Genomic DNA, 25,737 nt, shown 5'->3' on the forward strand with positions numbered 1-25,737 from the left:
TAAACCCGCTCGTGGGAGGTTCGTTTCCGCGGCTGCGGGGTAGGCGCCGCCACCAGCCGGTGACGGTTCCGTCCACGGCCCCGTGGGCAGGTCGTGTCCGAGCCCGCAGGTAGATTCGAATCCGTGCACTGCTGCCGCCCGCACGCGGCCGTGTGCGCGCCGGACTACGACAGCAGGAGTGATTCGCGTGGATCGTGTCGCGCTGCGCGGCCTGAGGGCCCGCGGGCACCACGGCGTCTTCCCCCGGGAGCGCGAGGAGGGTCAGACCTTCATCGTGGACCTGGTGCTCGGCCTCGACACCCGTCCCGCGGCGGCCGACGACGACCTGGCGAAGACCGTGCACTACGGAGTGGTGGCGGAGGAGGTCGTCGATGTGGTCCAGGGGGAGCCCGTGGACCTGATCGAGACGCTGGCGGAGCGCATCGCCCAGCGGTGCCTCAAGCACGCGGGCGTCCAGGAGGTCGAGGTCGTCGTGCACAAGCCGGACGCCCCGATCACCGTCCCGTTCGACGATGTCACCATCACGATCACCCGGAGCCGTGCATGAGCGACCCCACCGTGCAGCCCGTGCCCACCGCCGTCGTCGAGCAGGTCGACGCGGCCGACATCACCCTGTCCAACCCCAAACGGGCGGTGATCGCGCTCGGCTCCAACCTCGGCAACCGGCTGGAGACGATCCAGGGCGCCATCGATCTGCTGGAGGACACCCCCGGCATCCGGGTCAAGGCCGTCTCCCCCGTGTACGAGACGGAGCCGTGGGGCGTCGAGCCGGGCACACAGCCGTCGTACTTCAACGCGGTGGTGCTCGTGAAGACCACGCTGCCGCCCGGCTCCCTGCTGGAGCGCGGCCAGGCGATCGAGGAGGCCTTCGACCGGGTGCGCGAGGAGCGCTGGGGCCCGCGCACGATCGACGTCGACATCGTGGCGTACGCGGACGTGGTCTCGGACGATCCGCTCCTCACCCTCCCGCACCCGCGTGCGCACGAGCGGGCCTTCGTCCTCGCCCCGTGGCACGACGTGGAGCCCGAGGCCCAGCTGCCGGGCCTGGGCGGGATCGCGGAGCTGCTGGCCGGCGTGGGCCGGACGGGTGTCGCTCCCCGTGCGGACCTGGAACTCCGCCTGCCCGAGTAGTCGTTACGCTCTTCAGGGTCTCCGGCACCAAGACGAAGGACACAGGGGCGCGCGGTGAAGCAACTACGGCTTGGGGTACTGGCCGGGCTGTTCGTGGTGGCCGGAGTGCTGTCGTGGGGCGGCGCCCGGCTGTGGGACTCGGTGGGCACGCTGCCGAGCGTCCCGCTGGCCGCGCCGATCGTGCTGGCGGCGATCGCCGCGATCCTCCTGGCGACCGCGCTGTCGCTGCGCGCCCGGCTGCGGGCCCAGCGGGAGCGCCGGCCCGGAGCGAAGGGCGTCGAGCCGCTGATGGCCGCCCGCGCGGTCGTCTTCGGTCAGGCGAGCGCCCTGGTGGCGGCGCTCGTCAGCGGGGTGTACGGCGGCGTGGGCGTCTTCCTGCTCGGCTCTCTGGACGTCCCGGCCCGGCGCGACCAGGCGATCTACGCGGGCTTCGCGGTCCTGGCGGGCATCGCGGTGATCGCTGCGGGGCTCTTCCTGGAGCGGGTCTGCAAGCTCCCGGAGGACGAGGACGACGGCACCGGCCAGGTACCGGCTCGCTGATCCGGCCTGCTGACGACGAAGCACCCCCGGCAAGTCGGGGGTGCTTCGTCGTCATGGCGTGCGCACGGCGCCCGCGCACCGGCCGGGGCGGACGGCGAGCCGCCCGCGGCCCTGCGGCTGAGGACGGACTCAGCGCGCCATGATCAGGCTCATCGCCTCGTTGCGGGTGGCGACGTCGCGAAGCTGGCCGCGAACCGCCGAGGTGATCGTCTTGGCCCCGGGCTTGCGGATGCCGCGCATCGACATGCACATGTGCTCGCACTCGATGACCACGATCACCCCGCGCGGCTCCAGGATCTCCATCAGGGAGTCGGCGATCTGCGTGGTCAGGCGCTCCTGCACCTGGGGGCGGCGGGCGAAGACGTCGACGAGGCGGGCGAGCTTGGAAAGGCCGGTGATCTTGCCCGTGGTCGACGGGATGTAGCCGACGTGGGCCACACCCCGGAACGGCACCAGGTGATGCTCGCAGCAGCTCACCAGCTCGATGTCCTTGACCAGGACCATCTCGTCGTGGCCGAGGTCGAACGTGGTGGTGAGCACGTCCTCCGGCTGCTGCCACAGTCCCGCGAATATCTCCTTGTACGCCCGCGCCACCCGCCCCGGGGTCTCCTTGAGACCCTCGCGGTCCGGGTCCTCTCCGACTGCGATGAGGAGCTCGCGTACGGCGTTCTCGGCGCGCTTCTCGTCGAACTCGCCGATCGTGCCCTCGCCGTCCAGCGTCACCGGGTCGGTCATCTGTGCCTCGTTCCTGTGCTCTGCCGTGGCGCGAAAACGCCGCACTTCCCAGGCTAGAACCTGGGAAGTGCGGCGTTCATTCCGGTCCGGCGGTCATCGCCGATGCATCACGCCTGGTCAGGCGTCCGGACGCTCATCCTTGACCGCTTCCTTGGGGGCCTTGGTGACGTCGGTCACCGTCGGGGCGGAGGTCCCGTTGGCTCCGTTGGTGAGCGCGAGCTCCTTCGGCGACAGCACCGGCGGACGGGTGGAAGGCGTGCGGCGGGAGGAACCGGTCCACGCCGGACGGGCCGGGCGCTTCACGATCGGGGCGAAGATCTCGGCGATCTCCTCCTTGCCGAGGGTCTCCTTCTCCAGCAGCGCGAGGACGAGGTTGTCGAGGACGTCGCGGTTCTCGACCAGGATCTCCCAGGCCTCGTTGTGCGCGGCCTCGATGAGCTTCTTGACCTCCTCGTCGACCAGCGCGGCGACCTCTTCCGAGTAGTCGCGCTGGTGTGCCATCTCACGGCCCAGGAACGGCTCCGTGTTGTCGCCGCCGAACTTGATCGCGCCGAGACGCTCGGTCATGCCGTACTGCGTGACCATGGCGCGGGCCGTGGCCGTGGCCTTCTCGATGTCGTTCGCCGCGCCCGTGGTCGGGTCGTGGAAGACGAGCTCCTCGGCCGCGCGGCCACCCAGCATGTACGCCAGCTGGTCGAGCATCTCGTTGCGCGTGGTCGAGTACTTGTCCTCGTCCGGGAGCACCATCGTGTAGCCGAGGGCCCTGCCGCGGGACAGGATCGTGATCTTGTGGACCGGGTCGGAGTTCGGGGAGGCCGCCGCGACCAGGGCGTGTCCGCCCTCGTGGTACGCGGTGATCTTCTTCTCCTTGTCGGACATGATCCGGGTCCGCTTCTGCGGGCCCGCGACGACGCGGTCGATCGCCTCGTCCAGGAAGTGGTTGTCGATCAGCTTCTTGTCACTGCGGGCCGTCAGCAGGGCGGCCTCGTTCAGCACGTTCGACAGATCGGCACCGGTGAAGCCGGGGGTGCGGCGGGCGACGGCCGAGAGGTCGACGTCCGGGGCGACCGGCTTGCCCTTCTGGTGGACCTTGAGGATCTCCAGACGGCCCTGCATGTCCGGGCGGTCGACGGCGATCTGCCGGTCGAAGCGGCCCGGGCGGAGCAGCGCCGGGTCGAGGATGTCCGGCCGGTTGGTGGCGGCGATCAGGATCACGCCGCCCTTCACATCGAAGCCGTCCATCTCGACGAGGAGCTGGTTGAGGGTCTGCTCGCGCTCGTCGTGGCCGCCGCCGAGGCCGGCGCCGCGGTGGCGACCCACCGCGTCGATCTCGTCGACGAACACGATCGCCGGGGCGTTCGCCTTGGCCTGCTCGAAGAGGTCGCGGACCCGGGAGGCACCGACACCGACGAACATCTCGACGAAGTCGGAACCGGAGATCGAGTAGAACGGCACGCCCGCCTCGCCGGCGACGGCGCGCGCGAGCAGCGTCTTGCCCGTCCCGGGCGGGCCGTACAGCAGCACGCCCTTCGGGATCTTGGCACCGACGGCCTGGAACTTCGCCGGTTCCTGCAGGAACTCCTTGATCTCATGGAGCTCCTCGACGGCCTCGTCCGATCCGGCCACGTCGGAGAACGTGGTCTTCGGCGTGTCCTTGGTGATGAGCTTGGCCTTGGACTTCCCGAAGTTCATGACCCGGGAGCCGCCGCCCTGCATCTGGTTCATCAGGAACAGGAAGACGACCACGATGAGCACGAAGGGCAGCAGCGAGAGGAGCACCGAGAGGAACGGGCTCTGCCGCTCGGGCGAGACCGTGTAGCCCTTCTCGATCTCACCCGCGTCGTACTTCTGCTGCAGGGTCGTGGCCAGCTCGACGCCCTGGTCGCCGATGTAGCTCGCCTGGACCTTGTCGCTGCCGTCGACCTTCTGGCCGTCCTTCAGCTCGATCTTGATGATCTGCTCGTCGCCGGTGGTCAGCTTGGCCTGCTCGACCTGGTTCTTGGTGATCGCCTGGACAACCTTCGCGGTGTCCACCGTCTTGTAGCCGCCCGACGAGCCGACGACCTGCATCAGCACGACCACGGCGAGGACGGCCAGCACGATCCACATGACCGGCCCACGGAAGTATCGCTTCACGTCCATCCATACGGAGCGGTGCCGCCCCGTCCCTCCTGCCCGTAGGTGAGTGCTGCTCTGAGACTGCTGCTGTGAGACTGAGTAAAAGACTGTTCTTCGGACGGTACCCCAGCATTGTCACCCGGGACCGCCTTCCCATGCTCCAACGGCGGGAAGGCGGCCGGGGTTCCCGGGGCGCGTCCGCGCCTCAGCCCCCGTACACGTGGGGCGCGAGGGTACCCACGAACGGGAGGTTGCGGTACTTCTCGGCGTAGTCGAGGCCGTATCCGACGACGAACTCGTTCGGGATGTCGAACCCGATCCACTTCACGTCGATCGCGACCTTCGCGGCGTCCGGCTTGCGGAGCAGCGTGCAGACCTCGAGCGAGGCCGGCTCGCGGGAACCGAGGTTCGACAGCAGCCAGGACAGGGTCAGCCCGGAGTCGATGATGTCCTCGACGATCAGGACGTGCCTGCCCTTGATGTCGGTGTCCAGGTCCTTGAGGATGCGGACCACTCCGGAGGACTGGGTGCCCGCGCCGTACGAGGACACCGCCATCCAGTCCATGGTGACGGGGGTGGACAGCGCACGCGCCAGGTCCGCCATCACCATCACGGCGCCCTTGAGGACCCCGACGATGAGCAGGTCCTTGCCCGCGTACTCCGCATCGATCTTCGCGGCCAGCTCGGCCAGCTTCGCGTCGATCTCTTCCTTGGTGATGAGTACCGATTTGAGATCGGCGCCCATGTCCTTCTCGTTCACCCGCGTCGCTTTCTGTCTCGGCGTCCCGGCGCCCGGCCCGCTGCCGGCTCAGCTCTGCCGAATGACCAGTCTGCCACCCTGGCGGCGCGCCTCGACCCGGCCGGGCAGGTTCAGCGGCTTCTGACCACGCCATCCCACGATGAGCCGCTCGACCTCCTCGACGTGCCGGGCGAAGAGCGAACCCGCAGGTGAACCTGCTGCCACCAGGGCGCGCCGGAGGACTCGGCGGCGGACGGCCGGGGGCAGTGCGTAGAGCTTCGCGCATTCGAGGAGCCCAGCGTCGTCGCGGACGGTCTCGTCGGCCCTGGCCGCCCAGGCGTCCAGGGCGTCGGCGTCGTCGCGGGAGAGCCGGGCGGTGCGCGCCAGCGCCTCCACGACGCCCTTGCCGAGCGCCTTCTCCAGTGCGGGCAGGCCCTCGTGGCGCAGCCGGGAGCGGGTGTAGGCGGGGTCGGCGTTCATCGGGTCGTCCCAGACGGGCAGGTGCTGGACGAGGCACGCCTTGCGCGCGGTCTGGCGGTCGAGCTCCAGGAAGGGGCGCCGGTAGCGACGGCGGGCACCGGAGACGGCCGCCATGCCGGAGAGCGAGCGGATGCCGGAGCCCCGGGCGAGGCCGAGGAGGACGGTCTCCGCCTGGTCGTCGCGGGTGTGCCCGAGGAGCACCGCGGCGGCGCCGTGGCGCTCCGCGGCCTCGTCGAGGGCGGCGTAGCGGGCGTCACGGGCGGCGGCCTCGGGGCCGCCGGCGCGTCCGACGGTCACGGCGACGGACTCGACGGGGTCGAGGCCCATGGCGGTGAGTCGGCCGGCGACCTCGGCGGCACAGAGGTCGGAGCCTGCCTGCAGACCGTGGTCGATGGTGACGGCGCCGGCGCGGACGGCCAGTTTGGGGGCCTCGAAGGCGAGGGCGGAGGCGAGCGCCATGGAGTCGGCGCCGCCTGAGCAGGCGACCAGCACGACGGGGCGGTCGTCCGGGCCCGGAGGTGCCGTGGAGCGCCCGCAGGAGGAGGGTGCGGCGCTCGGGATGTCGTTCAGTTCGTTGAGTACGTCGTGGAGTACGCGGCGGACCGCCAGGCGTATCGCCGCGACCGCAGGATGCGGACCCATGTCCGGTGCCCTTCGTGAAGTCGGGGGGTGCCTCCGTGAGGAGGGTGGGAGCCGGGAAATTCGGTCACTCAGAGTGCCTCGATGGTGACAGAACCGTGCCGTTCCCCGAGCATTGCACGCCTACCCATCGCCTACGGTCCCTCGGACGGGTGATTACGGGGGCAGCCGTCTGCCGCCGGCCGCAGGGGGTCAGGGTTCGGCCCTCCGGTGCACCCTGGCGATCCAGTCCGCCGGCGCGGCGATCTCCGCCTTGGTGGGCAGGGTGTTCGGCGAGGTCCAGACGCGGTTGAAGCCGTCCGTTCCGACCTCCTCGACGACGGCTCGTACGAACCGCTCGCCGTCCCGGTACTGGCGCAGCTTGGCGTCCAGGCCGAGGAGCTTGCGCAGTGCGAGGTCGAGGCGGGAGGCACCCCGGGCACGGCGCTGCTGGAACTTCTCGCGGATCTCGCCCACGGACGGCACGACCTGGGGCCCCACGCCGTCCATGACGAAGTCCGCATGGCCCTCGAGCAGGGACATCACGGCGGTGAGCCGGCCGAGGATCTCGCGCTGCTCGGGACTCTGGACGATCTCGACCAGTGAGCGGCCCTCGTCCTCCTCGCCCTCGGGGCGGCCGCCGGCGAGCGTCTGGGCGGCCTCGCGCAGCCGCTCCAGCACGGTCATGGGATCCACGTCGGTCTCGGCGAGGAACGACTGGATCTCGCCCTCGAGGTGGTCGCGCAGCCAGGGCACGGCGGTGAACTGGGTGCGGTGGGTCTCCTCGTGGAGACTGACCCACAGCCGGAAGTCGTGCGGGGCGACGTCGAGTTCGCGTTCGACGTGGACGATGTTGGGGGCGACGAGGAGCAGCCTTCCGCCGCTGCCCGGCGCCCCGGGCAGCTCGCGCGTGGGCGGGGCGAAGGTCTCGTACTGGCCCAGGACCCGGGAGGCCAGGAACGACAGCAGCATGCCCAGCTCGACGCCGGTCACCTTGCCGCCGACGGCGCCGAGCACGGCTCCGCTCGCGGTGCCGGCGCGGCGCTCCTGCATCTTGTCGAGCAGGGGCTTGAGCAGCTCGCGGAAGCCCGCGACATTGGCCCTGACCCAGCCCGGCCGGTCGACGACGAGGACCGGGGTGTCCTCGGGCTCGTGTCCGTCGGGGATCATGCGGGTGAAGGCGCGGACGTGCTCCTCGGAGGCCTTGGCGTGCCGGCGCAGTTCGGCGACGACGGCACGGGCCTCCTCCCGGGTGATGTCCGGCCCCGGCCGGACGAGGCGGATCGCGGTCGCGACCGCGAGGTTCCAGTCGACCATCTCGGCACCACCGATGCTCGTCATGCGTCAACCGTACGTTGTCACCCCGGCACACGGTGAGGTGTCGGCACCTCCGCGACCCGGGGGCGGGCCCCGGAGGCCGGTGCTGCGCTGCGGGCCGCCGGCCCGGAAGGGGCGGGTCCGTCAGGGCAGGAGGGCCGCCGCGAGGCGGTCGAGGGCGGGACGGGCGGCGCCCGCGGACGGTGTGTCACCGGCGAGGAAGGCGAAGGCGAGCAGTCTGCCGTCGGCGGACAGCGCCGTGCCGGCGAGGGTGTCCACGCCCCTGAGCGTGCCGGTCTTGGCGCGCACGAGGCCGGCGGACCCGGCGGCCGCGCGGCCGCTCAGCGTGCCCGTGAATCCCGCGACCGGAAGGCCCGTGAGCACGGGGCGGAGCTCGGGGTGGGCGGGGTCGGCGGCCCGGACCAGCAGCGTGGTGAGGAGTGCGGCCGAGACCTTGTCGGCTCGGTTCAGTCCGCTGCCGTCGGCGAAGCGCGCGCCGGTCATGGGCAGCTTCAGCCGCTTGAGCCGGTCGGTCACCGCGGCCTCCGCCCCGGCGAAGCTCGCGGGTCGGCGCGTGGCGAGCGCGGTCTGGCGGGCCAGTGCCTCGGCGATGTCGTTGTCGCTGTTGGTCAGCATCCGCTCGACGAGCGCCGGGACCGGCGCCGAGTAGGTGGTGGCGAGGGCGGGTCCCGCGGCGGGGGCCCGGCCCGGGACGGGGCCCGAGGCGGTGTTCACACCGCGTTCGCTGAGGAGTCCGACGAAGGCGCGGGCGGCGTCGCCGGCCGGATCGTCACTGCGTCGTGCGCTGCCCGCCGTGGAGTCGTCGAGGCGCCCCTCGTTGATCATCAGGGCGGTGACGGGGGCGATGTTGTCGTTCCCGGCGCCGATGGGGTGGATCACCGGCCCCTCGTAGAGCGAGTTGTCGTAGGAGAGGCGGACCGTGGTGACGCCTCGGTCGCGCAGGGCCTTGGCGGTCCCGTCGGCGAGGGCCCCCAGCCGGGCCGTGTCGAGCGTGGGGTCCCCGCCGCCGACCAGGGTGACCGCGCGGAAGTCGGGGGCGGCGACGACCTTGGTGGGGATGCGGTGCGCGGGGCCGGTGGCGGACAGCACGGCAGCGGCGGTGGCGATCTTGATCGTGGAGGCCGGGGTCATGGCCGTGCCCGCGCTCCGGCCGTACAGCTGCCTGCCGGTGGTGGCGTCCACGACGGAGGCGGTGCGGAGCGGGCCGAGCCCGGGGTCGTCGAGCAGGGGGCCGAGGACCCCGGCCAGGGCGGCGGGCGCGGCGGACGGCACCTGGGGGGCGCTCACAGCGGAAAGCACGCCGGGGGCGCTCGGCGCAGGCGCGGGGCCGGGGGCTTCCGCCGCGCCACGTCCCGTGACCTGGTGATCTGCGCCACCTGTGCGGCCCAGAGCGGCGGCGTGCTCTCGCTCGGCCCTACGCTGACCGTTGTCCCAGGGGCCGGCCGCGGTCACCGCTGCGGCCGCGAAGGCCAGGCCGACCACGGCCGCACCCGCCGTGAGCTGCCACGTTCCTCGGTCGGGCACCATTGACCAGCCCCTTTCGCGATCACACACCTGCGTAGGGGACACTTAATCACTGCGGACAGCCGCGTCACCTACTTATGTGTTGATCATGGAGGAGTGCCACCCGTGGAGTTCGACGTCACCATCGAGATCCCGAAGGGGTCGCGGAACAAGTACGAGGTGGACCACGAGACCGGCCGGATCCGTCTGGACCGTCGCCTCTTCACCTCGACCAGCTACCCGGCCGACTACGGCTTCGTCGAGAACACCCTGGGCGAGGACGGCGACCCGCTCGACGCCCTGGTCATCCTGGACGAGCCGACCTTCCCGGGCTGCCTGATCAAGTGCCGCGCCATCGGCATGTTCCGGATGACGGACGAGGCCGGCGGCGACGACAAGCTGCTGTGCGTCCCGGCGTCCGACCCGCGCGTGGAGCACCTGCGGGACATCCACCACGTGTCGGAGTTCGACCGCCTGGAGATCCAGCACTTCTTCGAGGTCTACAAGGACCTGGAGCCCGGCAAGTCCGTCGAGGGCGCCAACTGGGTCGGCCGCGCCGAGGCCGAGGCCGAGATCGAGGCATCCTTCAAGCGCCTCGAGGCGCAGGGCGGCGCGCACTGACGCAATCCCCGTACACCGGGCCGGGCGGTGCACCCCACGAGGGGTGCGCCGCCCGTCGCATACTGGGCGCGCACACGCGGTACGCGAGCGGGAGGAGCAGGTAGAGCGTGGTGGCGGAGCCGGAAGGTCCTGTCGAGGACCGGAAGCCGCAGTCCGACGAGGCACGCAGCGCATTCATGCCGCCGGAGGGTGTCGATCAGCCTGGACCGCCGGAGGAGGACCATCCCTCCTCCGAGTTCGCCGTCCCCGAGGGGCTGACGACGGAGACCCCGGCCGATCCCGAGGGCTCTGCGTTCGCACCGCCGGCGACCTACCGCGCGAAGGCGTCCCCGCCCGCCTACACCCCCGCCCACGGCTTCCCGGTGCTCCAGCTGTCCAAGGACGTGCCGTGGCAGGACCGGATGCGCACGATGCTGCGGATCCCGGTGAGCGAGCGGCCGATGCCGGAGCCGGTGCAGCGGCACGACGAGTCGGGGCCGGCGGTGCCGCGCGTGCTCGACCTGACGCTGCGCATCGGCGAGCTGCTGCTCGCGGGAGGCGAGGGCGCGGAGGACGTCGAGGCCGCGATGCTCGCCATCACGAGCGCGTACGGCCTCGACAACGTCGAGCCGACGGTGACGTTCACACTGCTGTCGATCACCTACCAGCCGTCGCTCGTCGACGACCCGGTGACGGCGAACCGGACCGTGCGCCGCCGGGGCACCGACTACACCCGACTGACCGCCGTGTACCAGCTGGTCGCGGACATCAGCGGCGACGACCACGAGGTCAGGCTCGACGAGGCCTACCGGCGCCTCGCCGAGATCCGCCGGAACCGGCACCCCTACTCCGGCTGGGTCCTGACCCTCGCCGCGGGCGTCCTGGCGGGCTCGGCCTCCGTGCTGGTGGGTGGTGGCGCGCTGGTGTTCGTCGCGGCGGCGGTCGGCGCGATGCTGGGCGACCGGCTGGCGTGGCTGTGCGCGGGCCGCGGACTGCCGGAGTTCTACCAGTTCGTGGTGGCGGCGATGCCGCCCGCGGCGATCGGTGTGGCGCTGAGCGCCCTGCACGCCGATCTGAGGCCCTCCGCGGTCATCACCGGTGGCCTCTTCGCGCTGATCCCGGGGCGGGCCCTGGTGGCGGCGGTCCAGGACGGCCTGACCGGCTTCTACATCACGGCGTCGGCCCGGCTGCTGGAGGTCGCCTACTTCTTCGTGGCGATCGTCGTCGGCGTGCTCACGGTCCTGTACGTGGGCGTGCAGTTCGAGGCGAACCTCAGTCCGGAGGGGGCGCTGGTCAGCGTCGAACGGCCGGTGACGCAGATCCTGGCCTCGATGGTGCTGAGCCTGGTCTTCGCCGTGCTGCTCCAGCAGGACCGTTCCACCGTGCTCGTCGCGGCGCTCAACGGCGGCGTGGCATGGGTGATCTACGCGGCGATCGCGGTGACGGCCGACGGCTCGGCCGTGCTGGCGACTGCGGTGGGCGCCGGTCTGGTGGGCCTGTTCGGGCAGTTGCTGGCCCGCTTCCAGCACACGTCGTCGCTGCCGTACGTGACCGCCGCGATCGGCCCGCTGCTGCCGGGTAGCGCCATGTACTTCGGCGTGCTGCACATCGCGCAGAACAACATCGACGCGGGCTTCGCCTCTCTGGCGAGGGCCGCCGCGCTGGCCCTGGCCATCGCGATCGGCGTGAACCTGGGCGGCGAGATCGCCCGGATGTTCCTGCGCAGCCCGGCGGCCGCGGGCCGGCGCCGCGCGGCCAAGCGGACGCGCGGCTTCTGAGAGGCGCGGCTTCCCGGGGCACCGCCCTGCCGATCCGGGGCGCCGGGGAGCGCCCTGCCCCCGCACGACGACGCCCCGGCCCTTCCACCGGCCGGGGCGTCGCGTCGAGCGGTTCTCAGCGCTTGGCGTGGCGGCCGCGCGCGGCCGTCCCGTCCTCCGCCGGGCCCTCGGCCGCGGCCTCCCTCTTGTTCCTGGAGCGTGCGCGCATGAACTCGATCGCGATCGGCAGGACCGAGACGAGCACGATGGCGATGAGGATGGCCTCGATGTTCTCGTGCACGAACTCGACCTTGCCGAGCGCGGCACCGAGCAGCGTCACGCCGGCGCCCCAGAGCACACCGCCGATGATGTTGAACGTGACGAACGAGCGGTAGTTCATCCGGCTCACGCCGGCGATGATCGGCGTGAACGTCCGGACGATCGGCACGAAGCGGGCCAGGACCAGGGACTTCGGGCCGTACTTCTCGAAGAACTCGTGCGCCTTCTCCACGTTCTCCTGCTTGAAGAACCTGGAGTCCGGGCGCTTGAAGAGCGCGGGGCCGACCTTGCGGCCGAAGAGATAGCCCACCTGGTCGCCGATGATCGCGGCGAGCACGATGAGCGTGCACACCACCCACAGCGGCTGCTTGATGACGTCGGTCGTCACCAGCAGGCCGGTGGTGAACAGCAGGGAGTCTCCGGGCAGGAAGAACCCGATCAGCAGACCGGACTCGGCGAACACGATGACGAGTACGCCGATCAGCCCGAACGTGGTGATCAGATAGTCCGGGTCCAGCCAGCTCGGTCCGAGCGCAAGGGTGTTCACGAGGTCCGGGCTCCTGTGGTGTGAGTCGAGGGGCGTGGCGCCCAAAACTATCAACGCATTCTTTCGGGGGCCGGTTCCAGTGCCCCTCCGGATGCGAGGGGGACGGACGGCCGTGAAGCTGTGCCCATGGGAATCGAGGATTTCGGCGGGGGCCAGGGCCCGCAGGCCGATGTGTTGGTCGTCACGACGAACGACGTCCCGGGCTTCCGGGTGGAGCAGGTGATCGGCGAGGTCTTCGGCCTCACCGTGCGGTCGCGGCACCTCGGCAGCCAGATCGGTGCCGGACTGAAGTCGATGATCGGCGGGGAGCTGAAGGGTCTCACCAAGACCCTGGTTCAGACCCGCAACCAGGCGATGGAGCGGCTGGTCGAGCAGGCGCGGTCACGGGGCGCGAACGCGGTGCTGATGTTCCGGTTCGACGTCTCGGAGGCGGCGGACGTCGGCACGGAGGTGTGCGCGTACGGCACCGCTGCGGTGATCACGCGCGTCTGACGGCGCATCCGCGGCACGGCCCCGAATGACGCACAGTATGGGCGTTTTCTGCCGTTATCGTGAGGCCCGTGACGACGACCGCCCACGCCCCGGTGGCGACCCCGGCCCGGGTGCTGCTGCCACTGATCGTCCCCGCGGTCATCGTCGGCGTCGCCTCGAGTCTGCTGCTCCTCGGCCTCACCGAGCTCTCGCAGCTGCTCAAGGGCGTCCTCTGGGCATCACTGCCCGACGCGATCGGCGTCGGCCGCCATTCGGCGCCGTGGACGATCGCCGTGCTCACCGGGACGGGCCTCGCGGTCGGGCTCGTGGTGTGGAGAGTGCCCGGGCACGCCGGACCCGACCCCGCCACGACCGGGCTCGTAGACCCCCCGATGCCCCCCTCGGTGGTGCCGAGCCTGCTGCTGACGGCCGTGCTCGGACTCGCGGGCGGGGTCAGCCTGGGCCCGGAGAACCCGATCACGGCGGCCAACATCGCACTCGCCGCCTGGCTGGGCGGCAGGGCCGTGCGGGGGTCCGGCGCGGAACTCTGGGCCGCTCTGGCGGCGGCCGGGACGGTCGGAGCGCTCTTCGGAACCCCCGTGGCGGCTGCGCTGATCCTCACCGAGTCCCTGGCCTCCCGCCCCGCGCCCGGCGCGCTGTGGGACAAGCTGTTCGCCCCGCTGATCGCGGGCGGCGCCGGATCGCTGACCACCGTCCTGATCGCCCATCCCACCTTCGACCTCGACCTCCCCGCGCTGAGTGGATCCCGCTGGGGAGACGTGCCGGCCGCGCTCGCGGTCTCCTCGCTCGGCGCGCTGGTGGGGATGGCGGCCGTCCGCGTGTTCCCGTACACGCACGCCGCCTTCCGGAAGCTCGGGCACCCGGTGGCGGCGATCACCGCGGGCGGGCTGGTGCTGGGGCTCCTCGGGGCCCTGGGCGGGCAACTGACCCTCTTCAAGGGCCTGGAGGAGGTGAGAGTACTGGCGGCGGACCCGTCGGGCTGGTCCTCGGGACAGTTCGCGCTGATGACCGTCGTCAAGCTCGCCGCCCTCACCATCGCGGCCACCTGCGGCTTCCGGGGCGGCCGGATCTTCCCCAGCATCTTCGTGGGCGTCGCCCTGGGGCTCGGCGTGAGCGCACTCGTGCCCGAGGTGCACACCACGGTCGCGGTGGTGTGCGCCGTCCTCGGGGTACTGCTGGCGATCACCCGGCAGGGCTGGCTCAGCCTGTTCACCGCGGCCGTGCTGGCCGCCGACGCCCATGTGCTCCCGCTGCTGTGCGTCGCCCTGCTGCCGGCCTGGCTGCTGGTGACCGGGCGCCCCCAGATGCAACTCCACGACGACGGCACCCCACTGCGCTGAAAGGCGATTCGGACATGGCACTGCACAAGGTCGGCATGCGTCCCGAGGCGAGCGAGGAACGGCGCAGGCTGTCCCTCAACCCGTTCTACGGGGAGGCCGATCCCCTGGGATCGATGGTCCTGGCGCCGCCTCAGCACCGGCTGCCCGACGGGCCGATGGCACCATCGGCGGCCTACCAGTTCGTGCACGACGAGCTGATGCTGGACGGAAACTCACGGCTCAACCTGGCCACGTTCGTGACGACGTGGATGGAGCCGGAGGCCGGGAGGCTGATGGCCGAGTGCCGGGACAAGAACATGATCGACAAGGACGAGTACCCGCGGACCGCCGAACTGGAGCGGCGGTGCGTGGCGATGCTCGCCGACCTCTGGCACGCCCCGGACCCGGAGGCCACGGTGGGCTGCTCCACGACCGGTTCGAGCGAGGCGTGCATGCTCGCGGGGATGGCGCTGAAGCGGCGGTGGGCGCACCGCAACCGGGACCGGTACCCCGGCGCCGGCGCCCGGCCCAACCTGGTCATGGGCGTCAACGTGCAGGTCTGCTGGGACAAGTTCTGCAACTTCTGGGAGGTGGAGCCCCGGCTGGTCCCGATGGAGGGCGACCGCTACCACCTCGACCCGCAGGCGGCGGCCGACCTCTGCGACGAGAACACCATCGGCGTGGTCGCCGTCCTGGGGTCCACGTTCGACGGGTCGTACGAGCCGGTCCAGGAGGTCTGCTCGGCACTGGACGCCCTCCAGGAGCGCACCGGCCTGGACATTCCGGTGCATGTCGACGGGGCCTCCGGCGCGATGGTCGCCCCCTTCCTGGACGAGGACCTGGCCTGGGACTTCAGGCTGCCGAGAGTGGCCTCGATCAACACCTCGGGACACAAGTACGGACTGGTGTACCCGGGGGTCGGCTGGGCGCTGTGGCGCTCCCCGGACAACCTGCCCGACGAGTTGGTCTTCCGGGTGAACTACCTGGGCGGCGACATGCCGACCTTCGCGCTCAACTTCTCCCGGCCCGGGGCCCAGGTGGTGGCGCAGTACTACACCTTCATCCGGCTCGGCAGGGACGGCTACCGGGCGGTCCAGCAGTCGGCCCGGGACGTGGCGCGGACCCTGGCCGAGAAGATCGACAGCATGGGCGACTTCCGGCTGCTCACCCGCGGGGACCAGTTGCCGGTGTTCGCAGTGACGACGAACCCGGAGATCAGGAACTTCGACGTGTTCGACGTCTCACGGCGGCTGCGGGAGAACGGCTGGCTGGTGCCGGCCTACACCTTCCCGCCCAACCGGGAGGATCTCTCGGTGCTGCGCTTCGTCTGCCGCAACGGCTTCTCGGCGGACCTCGCCGAGCTGCTGGTGGAGGACCTGCGGCGGGTCATGCCGGAACTGCGGGCCCAGAGCGCGCCGCAGAGCAAGGACAAGGCGGCCGCCACCGGCTTCCACCACTGAGGCACGACCGGGGGCGCGACGCTCCGCCGCGCCCCCGGCGCCCCTCACACGAGGTCCCCCTCGTGGGGCACGCCCGTCGCATAGGGGTTCTCCTGCCCCTCCGCGAGAACGGCGACGAAGGGCTCGCCCTCGCCTGCGAACGTGTACGCCCCGCTCTCGATCCGCTCGATCAGCCCGCGCGTCCACTCCGCGCCGGCATTCGCCGAGTGGACCCAGAAATTCATGATCTCGCCGATGTGGCCCAGGGATTCGGGCCCCGCCTCGGGCGTGTAGTACTCGGTGACCGACGAGCGCCACCCCTCCAGGGAACGCACCCGCTCCCGCAGCAGTTCCACGGCCTCCCGCCGGTCCAGGTCCACGATGAAGCCGATGCCGGCCGAGAGGACGTCCATCTTCTGGTCGTGGGAGGTCAGCGCCTCCCGCAAGAGCGAGAAGTACTCCTCGGTGCCGCTCTCGGTGAGCTCGTACTCGGTGCGCGGCGGACCGCCGGCCGTGGAGGGCGCGATCTCGTGGGCGTGCAGCAGTCCCTGCTTCGCCATCTGCTTGAGCGCGTGGTAGATCGACCCCGGCTTGGCGTTCGACCATTCGTGGGCGCCCCAGAACTCCAGGTCGTTGCGGACCTGGTAGCCGTGCGCCCGCCCGTGCTGGCGCACCGCCCCGAGGACCAGAAGCCGGATCGCCGACATGCGCGCACCTTCCTATTCAACTTTGACTAGTGCCCCGCCGGGCAGGGTCCGCCCGGCGACAAGGGCGAACGCTGCTGCCCGATGCGGCACCAGGCTACGCGCCCGGGGCAGGCCCATGGGGCGCGGCCCTCAGAGCCTCCACCGGTACTTGTCGCCGCCGACCCAGCGCACCAGCGCGGGGTCGTCCAGATCCACGCGGTGCCGACCGGACTCGTGCGCCATGCTGATCACGTCGACCATGTCGTGCGCGATCCCGACCGTCCGGCCCTCGATCTCCACCACCCGGAACGGTGGATCACCCGGCTGGACCGGCAGGACGACGATCGGGGCCACTCCTGGTGCGTCGCTCATGGTTCAAGGGTGTGGCACGGACCCGCCTCCCGCACGAGGGGCGCGCCGCCCCGTCTTCACGCGCCCGGCTGCGCGCCCGGGATCCGGTCGCTCTCCAGCGCGACGAGGTCGAACGCGCCCTTGCCGTCCAGCGACTCGCGGACGATGTCCGCATGGCCCGCGTGCCGGCCGATCTCCTCGACCAGATGCAGCATCATCCAGCGCATCGACACCCTGCCCTCCTTGGGGAACCACGGCGCGTCCGGCAGCGGGAAGGTGTCGTCCAGGCTGGGCACCGAGCGGATGAACTCCTCGGTCTCCTTCGCCACGCCGTCCCAGAACTCCAGTGTCCCTGCGACGGTCTCGCCGTCGAGGAGGCGGAAGCCGTCGCTCCACGACTTCTCGTCGCGCTGCCGCTCGTTCGGCCTCCGCTGTGCCATGCGCAGCCAGGAGAGCTCGCACTCGGCGACATGCTTGAGCAGGCCGGAGAGCGTCAGTTCGCTCGCGCTGGGACGACTCGCCGCCTGCTCCTCGGTCAGCCCGAGCACTGACCTGCGGATCGCGCCGCGCTGGGCCTCGACGAAGTTCAGCAGGGCTCCGCGCTCATCGCCGTGGGCCTCCGCGGGAACGTGAGTGACCATGGTGTCCGCCTTCGGATCGGGACGGGTGGGCCGCCGTTCGCGCCCCCTGACACCCTCACGCTACGGAGCATTCAGGTCAGCTTCTGTCCTTGAGGCCGGGACTGCGGAAGATTCCACCGCCGCGCCCCGGCCTCCATGGCCGGAAGGGGCACCCGGGCGGGACCCGGGAAAGGGGGAGGGGCCTCAGAAGCGGGGAAGCGCCCCGACCGGAGTGCCTCAGAAGGGGAAGACCGAACGGCCCCGCTGCACCGAGATCCACTTCTGGGTGGTGAAGACCTCGACCATCGCCTCGCCGTTCAGTCGCCCGAGGCCGGACGACTTCTCGCCGCCGAACGGCACGATCGGCTCGTCGTGCACGGTCGAGTCGTTGATGTGGATCATCCCGGTGTGGATCCGCTGGGCCAGCGCCACCCCGCGCTCGATGTCACCGGTGTGCACGGCGCCGCTGAGACCGTACGGGGTGTCGTTGGCGATCCGGACCGCCTCCTCGTCGCCCTCGAACGGGACGAGCAGCACCACCGGGCCGAAGATCTCCTGGGACAGCACGGGCGAGTCGGCCGGAAGGCCCGTGAGCACGGACGGTGAGACCACGTTGCCCTCCGTCCGGCCGCGCAGCAGCGCCGTCGCGCCGGCCTCGATGGACTGCTCGACCAGGCTGGACACGGCCTCGGCCTGCCCGGAGTTGATCAGGGGGCCGATGTGGGTCTCGGGATCGGCCGGGTCGCCCACCTTCAGGGTCTGCACCTTGGCGACGAGCTTCTCGGTGAACTCCTTCTCCACGCTGCGGTCCACCAGGATGCGGTTGGCCGCCATGCAGACCTGGCCCTGGTGGACGTACCGGCTGAAGACCGCGGCGTCGACGGCGTAGTCGATGTCGGCGTCGTCGAGCACGATGAAGGCGCTGTTGCCGCCCAGTTCGAGCACGGCGTGCTTGAAGTTGGCCGCGCAGACGGTGGCCACGTGCCGGCCCACCCGGTCGGAGCCGGTGAAGGAGATGACCTTGGGCACGGGGTGCTCTATCAGCGCGTCGCCGATCTCCGCGATGTCCGTGATGACCACGTTCAGCAGTCCGGCGGGCAGGCCCGCGTCCTCGAAGACCTTGGCGACCAGGGAGCCGCCGCAGATCGGGGTGTTCTGGTGCGGCTTGAGGACGACGGCGTTCCCCAGCGCGAGCGCCGGGGCGACCGACTTGACCGACAGCAGGAACGGGAAGTTGAACGGACTGATCACACCCACGACACCGACCGGCAGCCGGTAGACCCGGTTCTCCTTGCCGTCCACCGGGGAGGGCAGGATGCGGCCCTCCGGGCGCAGCGACAGCTGGACCGCCTCGCGCAGGAACTCCTTGGCGAGGTGCAGTTCGAAGGCCGCCTTCAGCCGTGTGCCGCCCAGTTCGGCGACGATGGCCTCGGCCATCTCCTCCTCGCGGTCCTCGATGATCCTCAGGGCCCGCTCGAAGACCGACCGGCGCGCGTACGGGTTGGTGGCCGCCCACTCCTTCTGCGCGCGCTCCGCGGCACGGTACGCCTGGTCGACCTCGCCGGCCGTGGCGACGGTGATCGAGGCGAGCTTCTCCTCGCTGTACGGATTGAAGTCGATGATGTCCCAGGAACCGCTGCCCGGGCGCCATTCGCCGTCTATGTACTGGAGTGCCAGGTCACTGAAGAAGGAGGACATCGGATCCCTTACCGGCCGCGGGAGCAGGGGCGTGTGCAGTTACCAGTCGGACTGATGTTGCGTCATCCTACTTGCCGGTCACGTGAGTTGGAGCAGACCTCGGAGAAGGTCCCGGCTCTCGTCCGGATCGGGGCTGTCCTCCTGCAGGCGCTCCATCACCCGCTCGTACTGGGCGACCTCCTCGCGCTTGTCGAGGTACAGCGCGCTCGTCAGCTGCTCGAGGTAGACGATGTCCGAGAGGTCCGACTCCGGGAAGCGCAGCATGGTGAAGGCCCCGGACTCGCCCGCGTGGCCGCCGAAGCCGAACGGCATGACCTGGAGCGTGATGTTCGGCTGTTCCGAGACCTCGATGAGATGCCGCAGCTGGCCCTGCATCACGGAGCGGTCCCCGTACGGGCGGCGCAGTGCCGCCTCGTCCAGGACGGCGTGGAAGCGGGGCGCGCGCTCGGAGACGAGCGCCTTCTGGCGTTCCAGGCGCAGTGCGACCCGCCGGTCGATCTCGGCGGCCGGCGCGCCGGGCATGCCACGCTCGACGACGGCGTGGGCGTACGCCTCGGTCTGCAGCAGCCCGTGGACGAACTGGACCTCGTAGATCCGGATGAGCGAGGCGGCGCCCTCCAGGCCGACGTACGTCTGGAACCAGCCGGGCAGCACATCGCCGAAGCTGTGCCACCAGCCGGCCACGTTGGCCTCCTTGGCGAGCCCGAGCAGGGACGCGCGCTCCGCCTCGTCCGTGACGCCGTAGAGCGTGAGGAGGTCCTCGACGTCCCTGGCCTTGAAGCTCACCCGACCCAACTCCATGCGGCTGATCTTGGATTCGGACGCACGGATCGAGTAGCCCGCCGCCTCACGGGTGATGCCGCGCGATTCCCGAAGGCGCCTCAACTGCGAGCCCAGCAGGATGCGGCGCACCACTGACCCTCCACCGGGGCCATCGGCCCGGGGGTAGCCCCACGACTCCACTGCGGTCACGTCTCCAACCCTCCCCATCGCCATCGGTTCCCGGAGCGCCCCCGAACCCCGAGCCCCGGATTCTGCCACCAAAACGCTTCACCCCGTACTCATTCGATTACGGAAAGAGGAAGCCGTCCGATAAGGGCGCTCGGAAGCGCGCGGAAGATATGAGAGTGAACCGGCACGGGTAGGGACAGGTCGGGCGCGTGCACGTGCATCTGCCCTTGCATCTGTTGTGGGCATTCGGAACCATGGACCCCGCGCACCTGCGTACTCGTACGTGCTCGTTCGTGTTGTAGCGCCACAGGGCGATTCCCGGGAGTGCCTCGCATGGGAACGAATGGATCGACCATGCTCGAGCCGTTACGGCAGGGCCTTCCGCCGATCGACCCCGCGGCCGTGTCCAGCTCCGCCTCGTGCGCACTGCCCGCCCGCTACGAAGCGGTGCGCGGCGCCCGGAAGTTCACCAACAGGACGCTGACCCGGTGGGAACTGGACGAGCGCTTCGACGACGTCGCGCTCGTCGTGTCCGAACTCGTCACCAACGCGCTGCGGCACGCCCTGCCCGCGGACGTCCCCCGCGGCCAGGAGCCCCCCGTACGGCTGCATCTGATGCGCTGGACGGGCCGGCTGGTGTGCGCCGTGCGCGACCCCAGCGAGGAGAGTCCGGTGGCCGGCGAGGCGGAGGACTCCGCCGAATGCGGCCGGGGGCTCTTCCTCGTCGACTCCTTCAGCGACAGCTGGGGCTGGCACCCGCTGGCGGGGCCACTCACCGGAAAGGTCGTCTGGGCGCTGTTCCGGCTGCCGCAGGAGTGAGGCACCCGAGGCGCCGCCCCGCCTCCCCGGCCGCCACCACGCGACGAGGCGCCCGGCCGCCACCGCATGACCGTCCGCCGGCGGCCGCGACCTGCCGGGCTCCGCTGCGCCCGGGCCGGGCCCCGGCACACGGGACCCCGCGGCACGGGGGCACGGTCCCGTCAGGGGCCGGCGAGGTGGTCGAACTCGCCGGCCTTCACCCCCAGCAGCATGGCCTCGATCTCGGCCGGCGTGTAGACGAGCGCCGGCCCCTCCGGGAAGCGCGAGTTGCGCACCGCGACGTTCCCGCCGGGCAGTTTCGCGAACTCCACGCACGATCCCTGGGAGTTGCTGTGCCTGCTCTTCTGCCAGACGACCCCGTGAAGCTCTGTGGCCGCCATGCCGTTGTACACGTCGTGCACAGGACGCTCCCCGAGTTACAAGGTGCAGGTGTCAACTGTCTCGGATCATAGCTGTGTTCACATGCAGATGCATGAGCAGATGCACGTGCACACGGGGTGGTGCCGCGATTACCGCCGGGCCGCACCTCGCCCGGGGCCTCCCCCGATGCCGCCGGCACGCGCCCGTACACGGCCCGCCGCCCGTGATCTTTCCCGTTCCCGTCCGCGCCGGGTCGTCCGGGATCGAATCCTTCGTGCACGAGAAAGAGACGCTTGCCGCGCCCTTCCGGCTCCACGATCCCGGCGACCATCCGGTTCGCGGCGTTCCGTCCCCCGCTCCTCCCTGGTGCAGACCGTGGCGGTCGAGGACCGGCCGTCCGGCGCACCGGGACCTCCCCCGCCCTCCGGGCCGGGGGAGGGACCGTAAGGCGCCGGATCGACCCGGGAGTCGGCCTGCTCGGTCGATTCGGCAACGGCATTCGCCCTGCCGGGCGTCACGACGGGGCAAGCCCCGGGGGCGCGGCGATACCGCGGAAGTCGGCCCGGCAGGCAGGGTGCCACCGCGGAAGTCGGGCCCGACGGACGCGGCGCTACCGCGGGAGTTCGCCCCGGTGGTCGCGGGGGCGCAGGCGGGCGTCGTCGGCCGCCGCGGTGCCGTCGTGCCATCCCGCCGCGTCCGTGGCGCCGCGGACGCGGGTGCGGACCGTGTCCGGGAAGAGGCGCTCCGCGTGGTCGGTGACGGCGACGTCGCGGGCGGCGAGAACCGGGAGCAGGTCGCCCCCGACCGTGTCCTCCGCCACGTGAGACGTCGCACGTGCCAGCCGGTCGCCGATGCGGTTCGCGTAGGCCAGCAGGAACGACTGCCGGAACGTCTTCGTCCGCCTGCGGCCGCCCGCCCGCTGCGACGCCTCCGCGCGCGTCATCGCCGTCGTTCCCTGCACCAGCAGCGAGGTGTACAGCAACTCCACCGCCTCCAGGTCGGCGTCGAAGCCGACGACCGTCGAGAAGCCGAGGCCGCTGTTCCAGACGGCGCGGCAGCGGTTCGCCGAGGCCACGGCGTCCAGCAGGATCGCCTTGGCCGTCTCGTACGGCGCGTCGACTCCGATGCGGCAGGCGACCGGCACGTCCGCGCGGTGGGTGCGGGCCGCGAGCACCGCCTCGTCGATGCTGTGGCGCGCCATCAGCTCCTGCGCCTTCGCGGTCAGCGCCTCCGCCTCCTCCGGGTAGCCGGTGGCCTCCGCCTTCGCCAGGAGGGCGCGGATCCGGGTGAGCGTCCGCGGCTCGCCGTGCGGAGCCGCGGACCGCCGGTGGACGGGCGCCCCCGGCACCGGCCCCACCGGCTCGATCGACGGCAGCCGCACGAGGAGCCGGTAGAGCCGCAGCACGGCGGTCGCGTACGAGAATCGGTCCGCGGGGCGCCGCTCGCGCCCGCCGCCGGGAAGTTCGTCGAGCTGGGCACGCCAGCGCGGCGGCAGGTCTTCCCCGTACCGCCGGATCTCCCCCGCGATCAGGCCGGCGGCCAGCTCCGCATGGCGTTCGTCGAGGTCACGGCGGACGATCCGCACGACGTCCGCCGGCTGCCAGCCGCGCTCCCAGGCCCGGCGCACGAACTCCTCGCCGCGCCGGACCAGTTCCGCCTCGACCTCGGGCGGCGCCGCGGCCAGCAGCGAGGCGCCGGTGTCGAGCGCGTCGTCGTCGTCGGCGTAAAGCGCCCCGCCGAGCGCACGCTCCACCACATCCACGCCGATCGAGCCTACGCGAGACCCTCCCCCGTCGCCCCGTCCGGGACGGCCCTCGTCACCGGGGCGGGGCTGCCGCGTCCCCGCTCAGCCGATCGCCCGCGCCGCCACCGGTGCCCCGGGGGCCGGCCGTGGACGGCGCCCGGCGCCCCGGCCTCCGCGTTCGCGCAGACCGCCGTGACGGCCGAACCGCTCCGGTGCGCGCCGGCCGCCGGGTCGTACGGTGAGGCGCATGGGTGAGAACAAGCAGCGCATGCTGGCAGGGGACTGGTACCTCCCCGACGACCCCGAGCTCGCCGCCGACGGCGAACGGCGCTTCGCGCTCTGCGCGGCCTACAACGCCGGCGGCGGTGCGGCGCCGCCCGAGCGGGAGGCGATCCTCGCCGAACTCCTCGGCTCCGTCGGCCCCGGGGTCCGGATCCGGCCCCCGTTCCAGTGCGACTTCGGCTACCGGATCGGCATCGGCGAGGGCACGTTCGTCAACTTCGGGGCCGCGTTCCTCGACGTCGCGCCCATCACGATCGGCGCCCACTGCCAGTTCGGCCCGAATGTCCAGCTGCTCACGCCCTCCCATGAACTGGACGCGGAACGCCGCCGCGAGGGCTGGGAGAAGGGGGAGCCGATCGCGATCGGGGACAACGTCTGGCTCGGCGGGGGCGTCATCGTCTGCCCCGGTGTGACGATCGGCGACGACACCGTGGTCGGGGCCGGTGCCGTCGTCACCAGGGATCTTCCCGCCGGGGTGCTGGCGGCGGGCAACCCGGCGAAGGTGATCCGCACCCGGGCGTGACGGCGGGGCGGATCACGGGGCACGGCGCGCGGGGTGCAGGGCGCGGCGTGCGGGGTTGTGCCCGCAACCGGTCACGGGGCCCTGCGCGTGGGACCCGGCATGCGCGGCCGCCCTTCCGCGATCCCTCCTCCGGTCCCTTTCTTCGCGCACTCGGGCCATCCCCCCTCGCCCGCCACCGGGCGCGGCGCCCTCGTCACGGACCTCGGCGACCACGCGGCCCCGCCGGCCCGCGCGGACGGGGCGTTGTCAGTCGTGAGTGCCAGACTCGCCACCATGAACGAACGGTGGGCCCTGGCCCCGGCCGAGGACGGCGGAGCGGTGCTCGTGCCGCTCGGCCCGGACGGGCTGCCCGCCGGAGAGGTGCGCCGGGAGGCCGACCTCGTCGCGGCCGTGCGGAGCAGGCCGGAGGTCGGAAGGTGGGTGTGGCGGTCCACCGCCGAGGTCTATCCGCGGCTGCTCGCGGCAGGCGTGGGCGTCGAGCGGTGCTACGACATCGAGGACGCCGAGCTGCTCCTGCTCGGGCACGAGGGACGGCACGGCGAACCGCGCTCGGCGGCCGCCGCGTGGGCCCGCCTGCGCCACACCCCCGTCCCGGACGATCCGCCGCCCCGCACCGCCGTGCCCGGCTCACAGTCGTCGCTGTTCGAACCGGAGCCCGTGGCCGTGCCGTTCGAGGGGCTGCTGCAGGTCTACGCCGAACAGCAGCGAAGACACGAGGCCGCCGAGCACCCCGGCCGGATGCGGCTGCTGACAGCGGCCGAGTCGGCGGGAATGCTGGTGGCCGCGGAGATGAACAGGTCGGGTCTGCCCTGGCGGGCGGACGTCCACCGGGACGTGCTGCACGAGTTGCTGGGCGAGCGGTACGCGGGCGGGGGCGAGCCGCGCCGCCTCGCGGAGCTGGCCGACGAGGTCTCGTCGGCGTTCGGGCACCGGGTGCGTCCCGATCTGCCGGCGGACGTCGTCAAGGCGTTCGGCCGGGCCGGGATCAAGGTGCGGTCGACCCGGCGCTGGGAACTGGAGGAGATCGACCATCCGGCCGTACGGCCGCTGATCGCGTACAAGAAGCTGTACCGGATCTGGACGGCCCACGGATGGGGCTGGCTGCAGGACTGGGTACGGGACGGGCGGTTCCGGCCGGAGTACCTGCCCGGCGGCACCGTGTCGGGCCGCTGGACCACCAACGGGGGCGGTGCGTTGCAGATCCCCAAGGTGATCCGGCGCGCCGTGGTCGCGGACGAGGGCTGGCGGCTCGTCGTCGCCGACGCCGACCAGATGGAGCCCCGGGTACTCGCCGCGATCTCCCGCGACCCGGGGCTGATGGAGGTGGCGGGACACGACGACGACCTGTACACCCGGCTGTCGGACCGGGCGTTCTCCGGGGACCGCGACCACGCCAAACTCGCGCTGCTCGGCGCCGTCTACGGCCAGACCAGCGGCGACGGGCTGAAGAACCTCGCGGCGCTGCGCCGCCGCTTCCCCCGTGCGGTGGCCTATGTGGACGACGCGGCCCGCGCGGGCGAGGAGGGTCGTCTCGTCCGCACCTGGCTGGGACGCACCAGTCCGCCGGCCGCCGGCGCCCGGGAGAACGACGAGGCCGGCATTCCCCAGGACGGCGGCGACGAGGCGCCCGCAGAGCACGAGTTCGCCCCGGGTCACGCCTCGACGGACGCCCGGGCCCGCGGCCGGTTCACCCGCAACTTCGTCGTCCAGGGTAGTGCCGCGGACTGGGCGCTGCTGCTCCTCGCCGCACTGCGCAGGGCCACCGCGGACATGCGCGCCGAACTCGTCTTCTTCCAGCACGACGAAGTGATCGTGCACTGCCCGGCAGAGGAGGCCGAGGAGGTGGTGCGGGCGATCCGCGCCGCCGGTGAGCTGGCCGGGCGGACCGCCTTCGGCGAGACGCCGGTGCGGTTCCCCTTCACGACGGCGGTGGTGGAGCGCTATTCGGACGCGAAGTGACCTCCCGTCCGGCTGCGCTCCCGTACCTCGCGCGCGTGACCGCCCGCGGCCGCGCCCCACGCGACGGCCGTCCCGGCCGGCCCGCTCCGACGGCCCTCCGGTCCCGACC

The 25,737-nt window shown here is 71.7% G+C and carries 25 protein-coding genes; 11 read left to right on the forward strand and 14 right to left on the reverse strand.

Annotation, left to right across the window (positions count from 1 at the left end):
- Positions 1 to 187: 187 nt before the first annotated feature.
- Genes folB through AB0J10_RS14805 form a run of 3 tightly spaced genes read left to right on the forward strand, consistent with a single transcriptional unit; the run spans position 188 to position 1,671 of the window.
- A complete protein-coding gene (gene folB / locus AB0J10_RS14795) occupies positions 188 to 547 on the forward strand; it encodes a dihydroneopterin aldolase (RefSeq protein WP_283298302.1) in 360 nt (119 codons plus the stop codon).
- Positions 544 to 1,131 carry a 2-amino-4-hydroxy-6-hydroxymethyldihydropteridine diphosphokinase gene (folK, locus tag AB0J10_RS14800; RefSeq protein ID WP_363061497.1) on the forward strand — a complete coding sequence of 196 codons (588 nt, stop codon included), beginning with the start codon at positions 544 to 546 and terminating at the stop codon, positions 1,129 to 1,131. Before folB ends, folK begins: the two co-directional genes overlap by 4 nt.
- A gap of 54 nt (positions 1,132 to 1,185) precedes the next feature.
- Positions 1,186 to 1,671, forward strand: coding sequence for a DUF3180 domain-containing protein (locus AB0J10_RS14805; RefSeq protein WP_269729070.1), 486 nt, complete (start codon positions 1,186 to 1,188; stop codon positions 1,669 to 1,671).
- 129 nt (positions 1,672 to 1,800) lie between these two features.
- Here AB0J10_RS14805 and folE read toward each other — a convergent pair whose 3' ends face one another.
- From folE to dacB, 6 genes are all read right to left on the reverse strand, one after another.
- Positions 1,801 to 2,406: a GTP cyclohydrolase I FolE gene (gene folE / locus AB0J10_RS14810; protein ID WP_363061500.1), complete on the reverse strand. Its 606-nt coding sequence runs from the start codon at positions 2,404 to 2,406 to the stop codon at positions 1,801 to 1,803.
- A 117-nt stretch (positions 2,407 to 2,523) separates the two neighbouring features.
- Entirely contained in the window at positions 2,524 to 4,548 is a 2,025-nt protein-coding gene (ftsH, locus tag AB0J10_RS14815) for an ATP-dependent zinc metalloprotease FtsH (protein ID WP_363061502.1), read from the reverse strand.
- A gap of 181 nt (positions 4,549 to 4,729) precedes the next feature.
- A complete protein-coding gene (hpt, locus tag AB0J10_RS14820; RefSeq protein ID WP_283298352.1) occupies positions 4,730 to 5,269 on the reverse strand; it encodes a hypoxanthine phosphoribosyltransferase in 540 nt (179 codons plus the stop codon).
- 63 nt (positions 5,270 to 5,332) lie between these two features.
- A complete protein-coding gene (gene tilS, locus AB0J10_RS14825) occupies positions 5,333 to 6,385 on the reverse strand; it encodes a tRNA lysidine(34) synthetase TilS (protein ID WP_363061504.1) in 1,053 nt (350 codons plus the stop codon).
- A gap of 189 nt (positions 6,386 to 6,574) precedes the next feature.
- A complete protein-coding gene (locus AB0J10_RS14830) occupies positions 6,575 to 7,702 on the reverse strand; it encodes a zinc-dependent metalloprotease (RefSeq protein ID WP_363061506.1) in 1,128 nt (375 codons plus the stop codon).
- Between the two features lie 120 nt (positions 7,703 to 7,822).
- The gene (dacB, locus tag AB0J10_RS14835) at positions 7,823 to 9,226 is read right to left on the reverse strand and encodes a D-alanyl-D-alanine carboxypeptidase/D-alanyl-D-alanine-endopeptidase (RefSeq protein ID WP_363061508.1); all 1,404 of its coding nucleotides are present in this window, start codon (positions 9,224 to 9,226) and stop codon (positions 7,823 to 7,825) included.
- 102 nt (positions 9,227 to 9,328) lie between these two features.
- Between dacB and AB0J10_RS14840 the strand changes: the two genes are divergently transcribed.
- Both AB0J10_RS14840 and AB0J10_RS14845 read left to right on the forward strand, forming a co-directional pair.
- A complete protein-coding gene (locus tag AB0J10_RS14840; protein WP_017949744.1) occupies positions 9,329 to 9,823 on the forward strand; it encodes an inorganic diphosphatase in 495 nt (164 codons plus the stop codon).
- A gap of 107 nt (positions 9,824 to 9,930) precedes the next feature.
- The gene (locus tag AB0J10_RS14845) at positions 9,931 to 11,580 is read left to right on the forward strand and encodes a threonine/serine exporter family protein (RefSeq protein ID WP_363061511.1); all 1,650 of its coding nucleotides are present in this window, start codon (positions 9,931 to 9,933) and stop codon (positions 11,578 to 11,580) included.
- A 115-nt stretch (positions 11,581 to 11,695) separates the two neighbouring features.
- Here the strand turns inward: AB0J10_RS14845 and AB0J10_RS14850 are convergent, their stop codons facing one another.
- Positions 11,696 to 12,385, reverse strand: a complete 690-nt coding sequence (locus AB0J10_RS14850; RefSeq protein WP_363061513.1) for a VTT domain-containing protein — start codon at positions 12,383 to 12,385, stop codon at positions 11,696 to 11,698.
- 126 nt (positions 12,386 to 12,511) lie between these two features.
- On the opposite strand from AB0J10_RS14850, the gene AB0J10_RS14855 reads away from it, so the two are divergent.
- The 3 genes from AB0J10_RS14855 (at position 12,512) to AB0J10_RS14865 (ending at position 15,656) form a co-directional block, all read left to right on the forward strand.
- Complete coding sequence (locus AB0J10_RS14855) at positions 12,512 to 12,877, forward strand: YbjQ family protein (protein ID WP_363061515.1); 366 nt, start codon at positions 12,512 to 12,514, stop codon at positions 12,875 to 12,877.
- Between the two features lie 110 nt (positions 12,878 to 12,987).
- The gene (locus AB0J10_RS14860) at positions 12,988 to 14,217 is read left to right on the forward strand and encodes an ion channel protein (protein ID WP_363061763.1); all 1,230 of its coding nucleotides are present in this window, start codon (positions 12,988 to 12,990) and stop codon (positions 14,215 to 14,217) included.
- A 14-nt stretch (positions 14,218 to 14,231) separates the two neighbouring features.
- Positions 14,232 to 15,656 carry a glutamate decarboxylase gene (locus AB0J10_RS14865; protein WP_363061516.1) on the forward strand — a complete coding sequence of 475 codons (1,425 nt, stop codon included), beginning with the start codon at positions 14,232 to 14,234 and terminating at the stop codon, positions 15,654 to 15,656.
- 44 nt (positions 15,657 to 15,700) lie between these two features.
- On the opposite strand, the gene AB0J10_RS14870 is transcribed toward AB0J10_RS14865, so the two are convergent.
- The 5 genes from AB0J10_RS14870 to AB0J10_RS14890 all read right to left on the reverse strand — a co-directional run bounded on the left by AB0J10_RS14870 (position 15,701) and on the right by AB0J10_RS14890 (position 19,902).
- Positions 15,701 to 16,342, reverse strand: coding sequence for a PadR family transcriptional regulator (locus AB0J10_RS14870; RefSeq protein ID WP_363061517.1), 642 nt, complete (start codon positions 16,340 to 16,342; stop codon positions 15,701 to 15,703).
- A 129-nt stretch (positions 16,343 to 16,471) separates the two neighbouring features.
- Complete coding sequence (locus tag AB0J10_RS14875) at positions 16,472 to 16,693, reverse strand: hypothetical protein (RefSeq protein WP_269729080.1); 222 nt, start codon at positions 16,691 to 16,693, stop codon at positions 16,472 to 16,474.
- A 56-nt stretch (positions 16,694 to 16,749) separates the two neighbouring features.
- Positions 16,750 to 17,313 carry a DinB family protein gene (locus tag AB0J10_RS14880; protein WP_363061520.1) on the reverse strand — a complete coding sequence of 188 codons (564 nt, stop codon included), beginning with the start codon at positions 17,311 to 17,313 and terminating at the stop codon, positions 16,750 to 16,752.
- A 216-nt stretch (positions 17,314 to 17,529) separates the two neighbouring features.
- Positions 17,530 to 18,990, reverse strand: a complete 1,461-nt coding sequence (locus AB0J10_RS14885) for an aldehyde dehydrogenase family protein (RefSeq protein ID WP_363061521.1) — start codon at positions 18,988 to 18,990, stop codon at positions 17,530 to 17,532.
- Positions 18,991 to 19,068: 78 nt separating this feature from the next.
- Entirely contained in the window at positions 19,069 to 19,902 is an 834-nt protein-coding gene (locus tag AB0J10_RS14890) for a helix-turn-helix transcriptional regulator (protein ID WP_363061765.1), read from the reverse strand.
- Positions 19,903 to 20,274: 372 nt separating this feature from the next.
- On the opposite strand from AB0J10_RS14890, the gene AB0J10_RS14895 reads away from it, so the two are divergent.
- Positions 20,275 to 20,760 (forward strand): ATP-binding protein, encoded by a 486-nt coding sequence (locus tag AB0J10_RS14895; protein ID WP_363061523.1) that lies wholly within the window; start codon positions 20,275 to 20,277, stop codon positions 20,758 to 20,760.
- A 161-nt stretch (positions 20,761 to 20,921) separates the two neighbouring features.
- On the opposite strand, the gene AB0J10_RS14900 is transcribed toward AB0J10_RS14895, so the two are convergent.
- Both AB0J10_RS14900 and AB0J10_RS14905 read right to left on the reverse strand, forming a co-directional pair.
- A complete protein-coding gene (locus tag AB0J10_RS14900) occupies positions 20,922 to 21,161 on the reverse strand; it encodes a DUF397 domain-containing protein (protein ID WP_363061525.1) in 240 nt (79 codons plus the stop codon).
- A 569-nt stretch (positions 21,162 to 21,730) separates the two neighbouring features.
- Positions 21,731 to 22,873 (reverse strand): DUF2786 domain-containing protein, encoded by a 1,143-nt coding sequence (locus tag AB0J10_RS14905; RefSeq protein ID WP_363061767.1) that lies wholly within the window; start codon positions 22,871 to 22,873, stop codon positions 21,731 to 21,733.
- A 238-nt stretch (positions 22,874 to 23,111) separates the two neighbouring features.
- Between AB0J10_RS14905 and AB0J10_RS14910 the strand changes: the two genes are divergently transcribed.
- Positions 23,112 to 23,669 (forward strand): sugar O-acetyltransferase, encoded by a 558-nt coding sequence (locus tag AB0J10_RS14910; protein WP_363061527.1) that lies wholly within the window; start codon positions 23,112 to 23,114, stop codon positions 23,667 to 23,669.
- A gap of 273 nt (positions 23,670 to 23,942) precedes the next feature.
- Entirely contained in the window at positions 23,943 to 25,628 is a 1,686-nt protein-coding gene (locus AB0J10_RS14915; RefSeq protein WP_363061529.1) for a bifunctional 3'-5' exonuclease/DNA polymerase, read from the forward strand.
- The last annotated feature ends 109 nt before the right edge of the window (positions 25,629 to 25,737 follow it).

The sequence above is a fragment of the Streptomyces sp. NPDC049887 genome (assembly GCF_040656535.1).
Taxonomy (GTDB): domain Bacteria; phylum Actinomycetota; class Actinomycetes; order Streptomycetales; family Streptomycetaceae; genus Streptomyces.

What these genes read in the sequence shown, in the direction of transcription:
- folK (WP_363061497.1), top strand. Translation starts at nt 544, where the DNA reads ATGAGCGACCCCACCGTGCAGCCCGTGCCCACCGCCGTCGTCGAGCAG.
- folE (WP_363061500.1), bottom strand. Translation starts at nt 2,406, where the DNA reads ATGACCGACCCGGTGACGCTGGACGGCGAGGGCACGATCGGCGAGTTC.
- ftsH (WP_363061502.1), bottom strand. Translation starts at nt 4,548, where the DNA reads ATGGACGTGAAGCGATACTTCCGTGGGCCGGTCATGTGGATCGTGCTG.
- hpt (WP_283298352.1), bottom strand. Translation starts at nt 5,269, where the DNA reads ATGGGCGCCGATCTCAAATCGGTACTCATCACCAAGGAAGAGATCGAC.
- tilS (WP_363061504.1), bottom strand. Translation starts at nt 6,385, where the DNA reads ATGGGTCCGCATCCTGCGGTCGCGGCGATACGCCTGGCGGTCCGCCGC.
- AB0J10_RS14830 (WP_363061506.1), bottom strand. Translation starts at nt 7,702, where the DNA reads ATGACGAGCATCGGTGGTGCCGAGATGGTCGACTGGAACCTCGCGGTC.
- dacB (WP_363061508.1), bottom strand. Translation starts at nt 9,226, where the DNA reads ATGGTGCCCGACCGAGGAACGTGGCAGCTCACGGCGGGTGCGGCCGTG.
- AB0J10_RS14855 (WP_363061515.1), top strand. Translation starts at nt 12,512, where the DNA reads ATGGGAATCGAGGATTTCGGCGGGGGCCAGGGCCCGCAGGCCGATGTG.
- AB0J10_RS14865 (WP_363061516.1), top strand. Translation starts at nt 14,232, where the DNA reads ATGGCACTGCACAAGGTCGGCATGCGTCCCGAGGCGAGCGAGGAACGG.
- AB0J10_RS14870 (WP_363061517.1), bottom strand. Translation starts at nt 16,342, where the DNA reads ATGTCGGCGATCCGGCTTCTGGTCCTCGGGGCGGTGCGCCAGCACGGG.
- AB0J10_RS14875 (WP_269729080.1), bottom strand. Translation starts at nt 16,693, where the DNA reads ATGAGCGACGCACCAGGAGTGGCCCCGATCGTCGTCCTGCCGGTCCAG.
- AB0J10_RS14880 (WP_363061520.1), bottom strand. Translation starts at nt 17,313, where the DNA reads ATGGTCACTCACGTTCCCGCGGAGGCCCACGGCGATGAGCGCGGAGCC.
- AB0J10_RS14885 (WP_363061521.1), bottom strand. Translation starts at nt 18,990, where the DNA reads ATGTCCTCCTTCTTCAGTGACCTGGCACTCCAGTACATAGACGGCGAA.
- AB0J10_RS14895 (WP_363061523.1), top strand. Translation starts at nt 20,275, where the DNA reads ATGGGAACGAATGGATCGACCATGCTCGAGCCGTTACGGCAGGGCCTT.
- AB0J10_RS14910 (WP_363061527.1), top strand. Translation starts at nt 23,112, where the DNA reads ATGGGTGAGAACAAGCAGCGCATGCTGGCAGGGGACTGGTACCTCCCC.
- AB0J10_RS14915 (WP_363061529.1), top strand. Translation starts at nt 23,943, where the DNA reads ATGAACGAACGGTGGGCCCTGGCCCCGGCCGAGGACGGCGGAGCGGTG.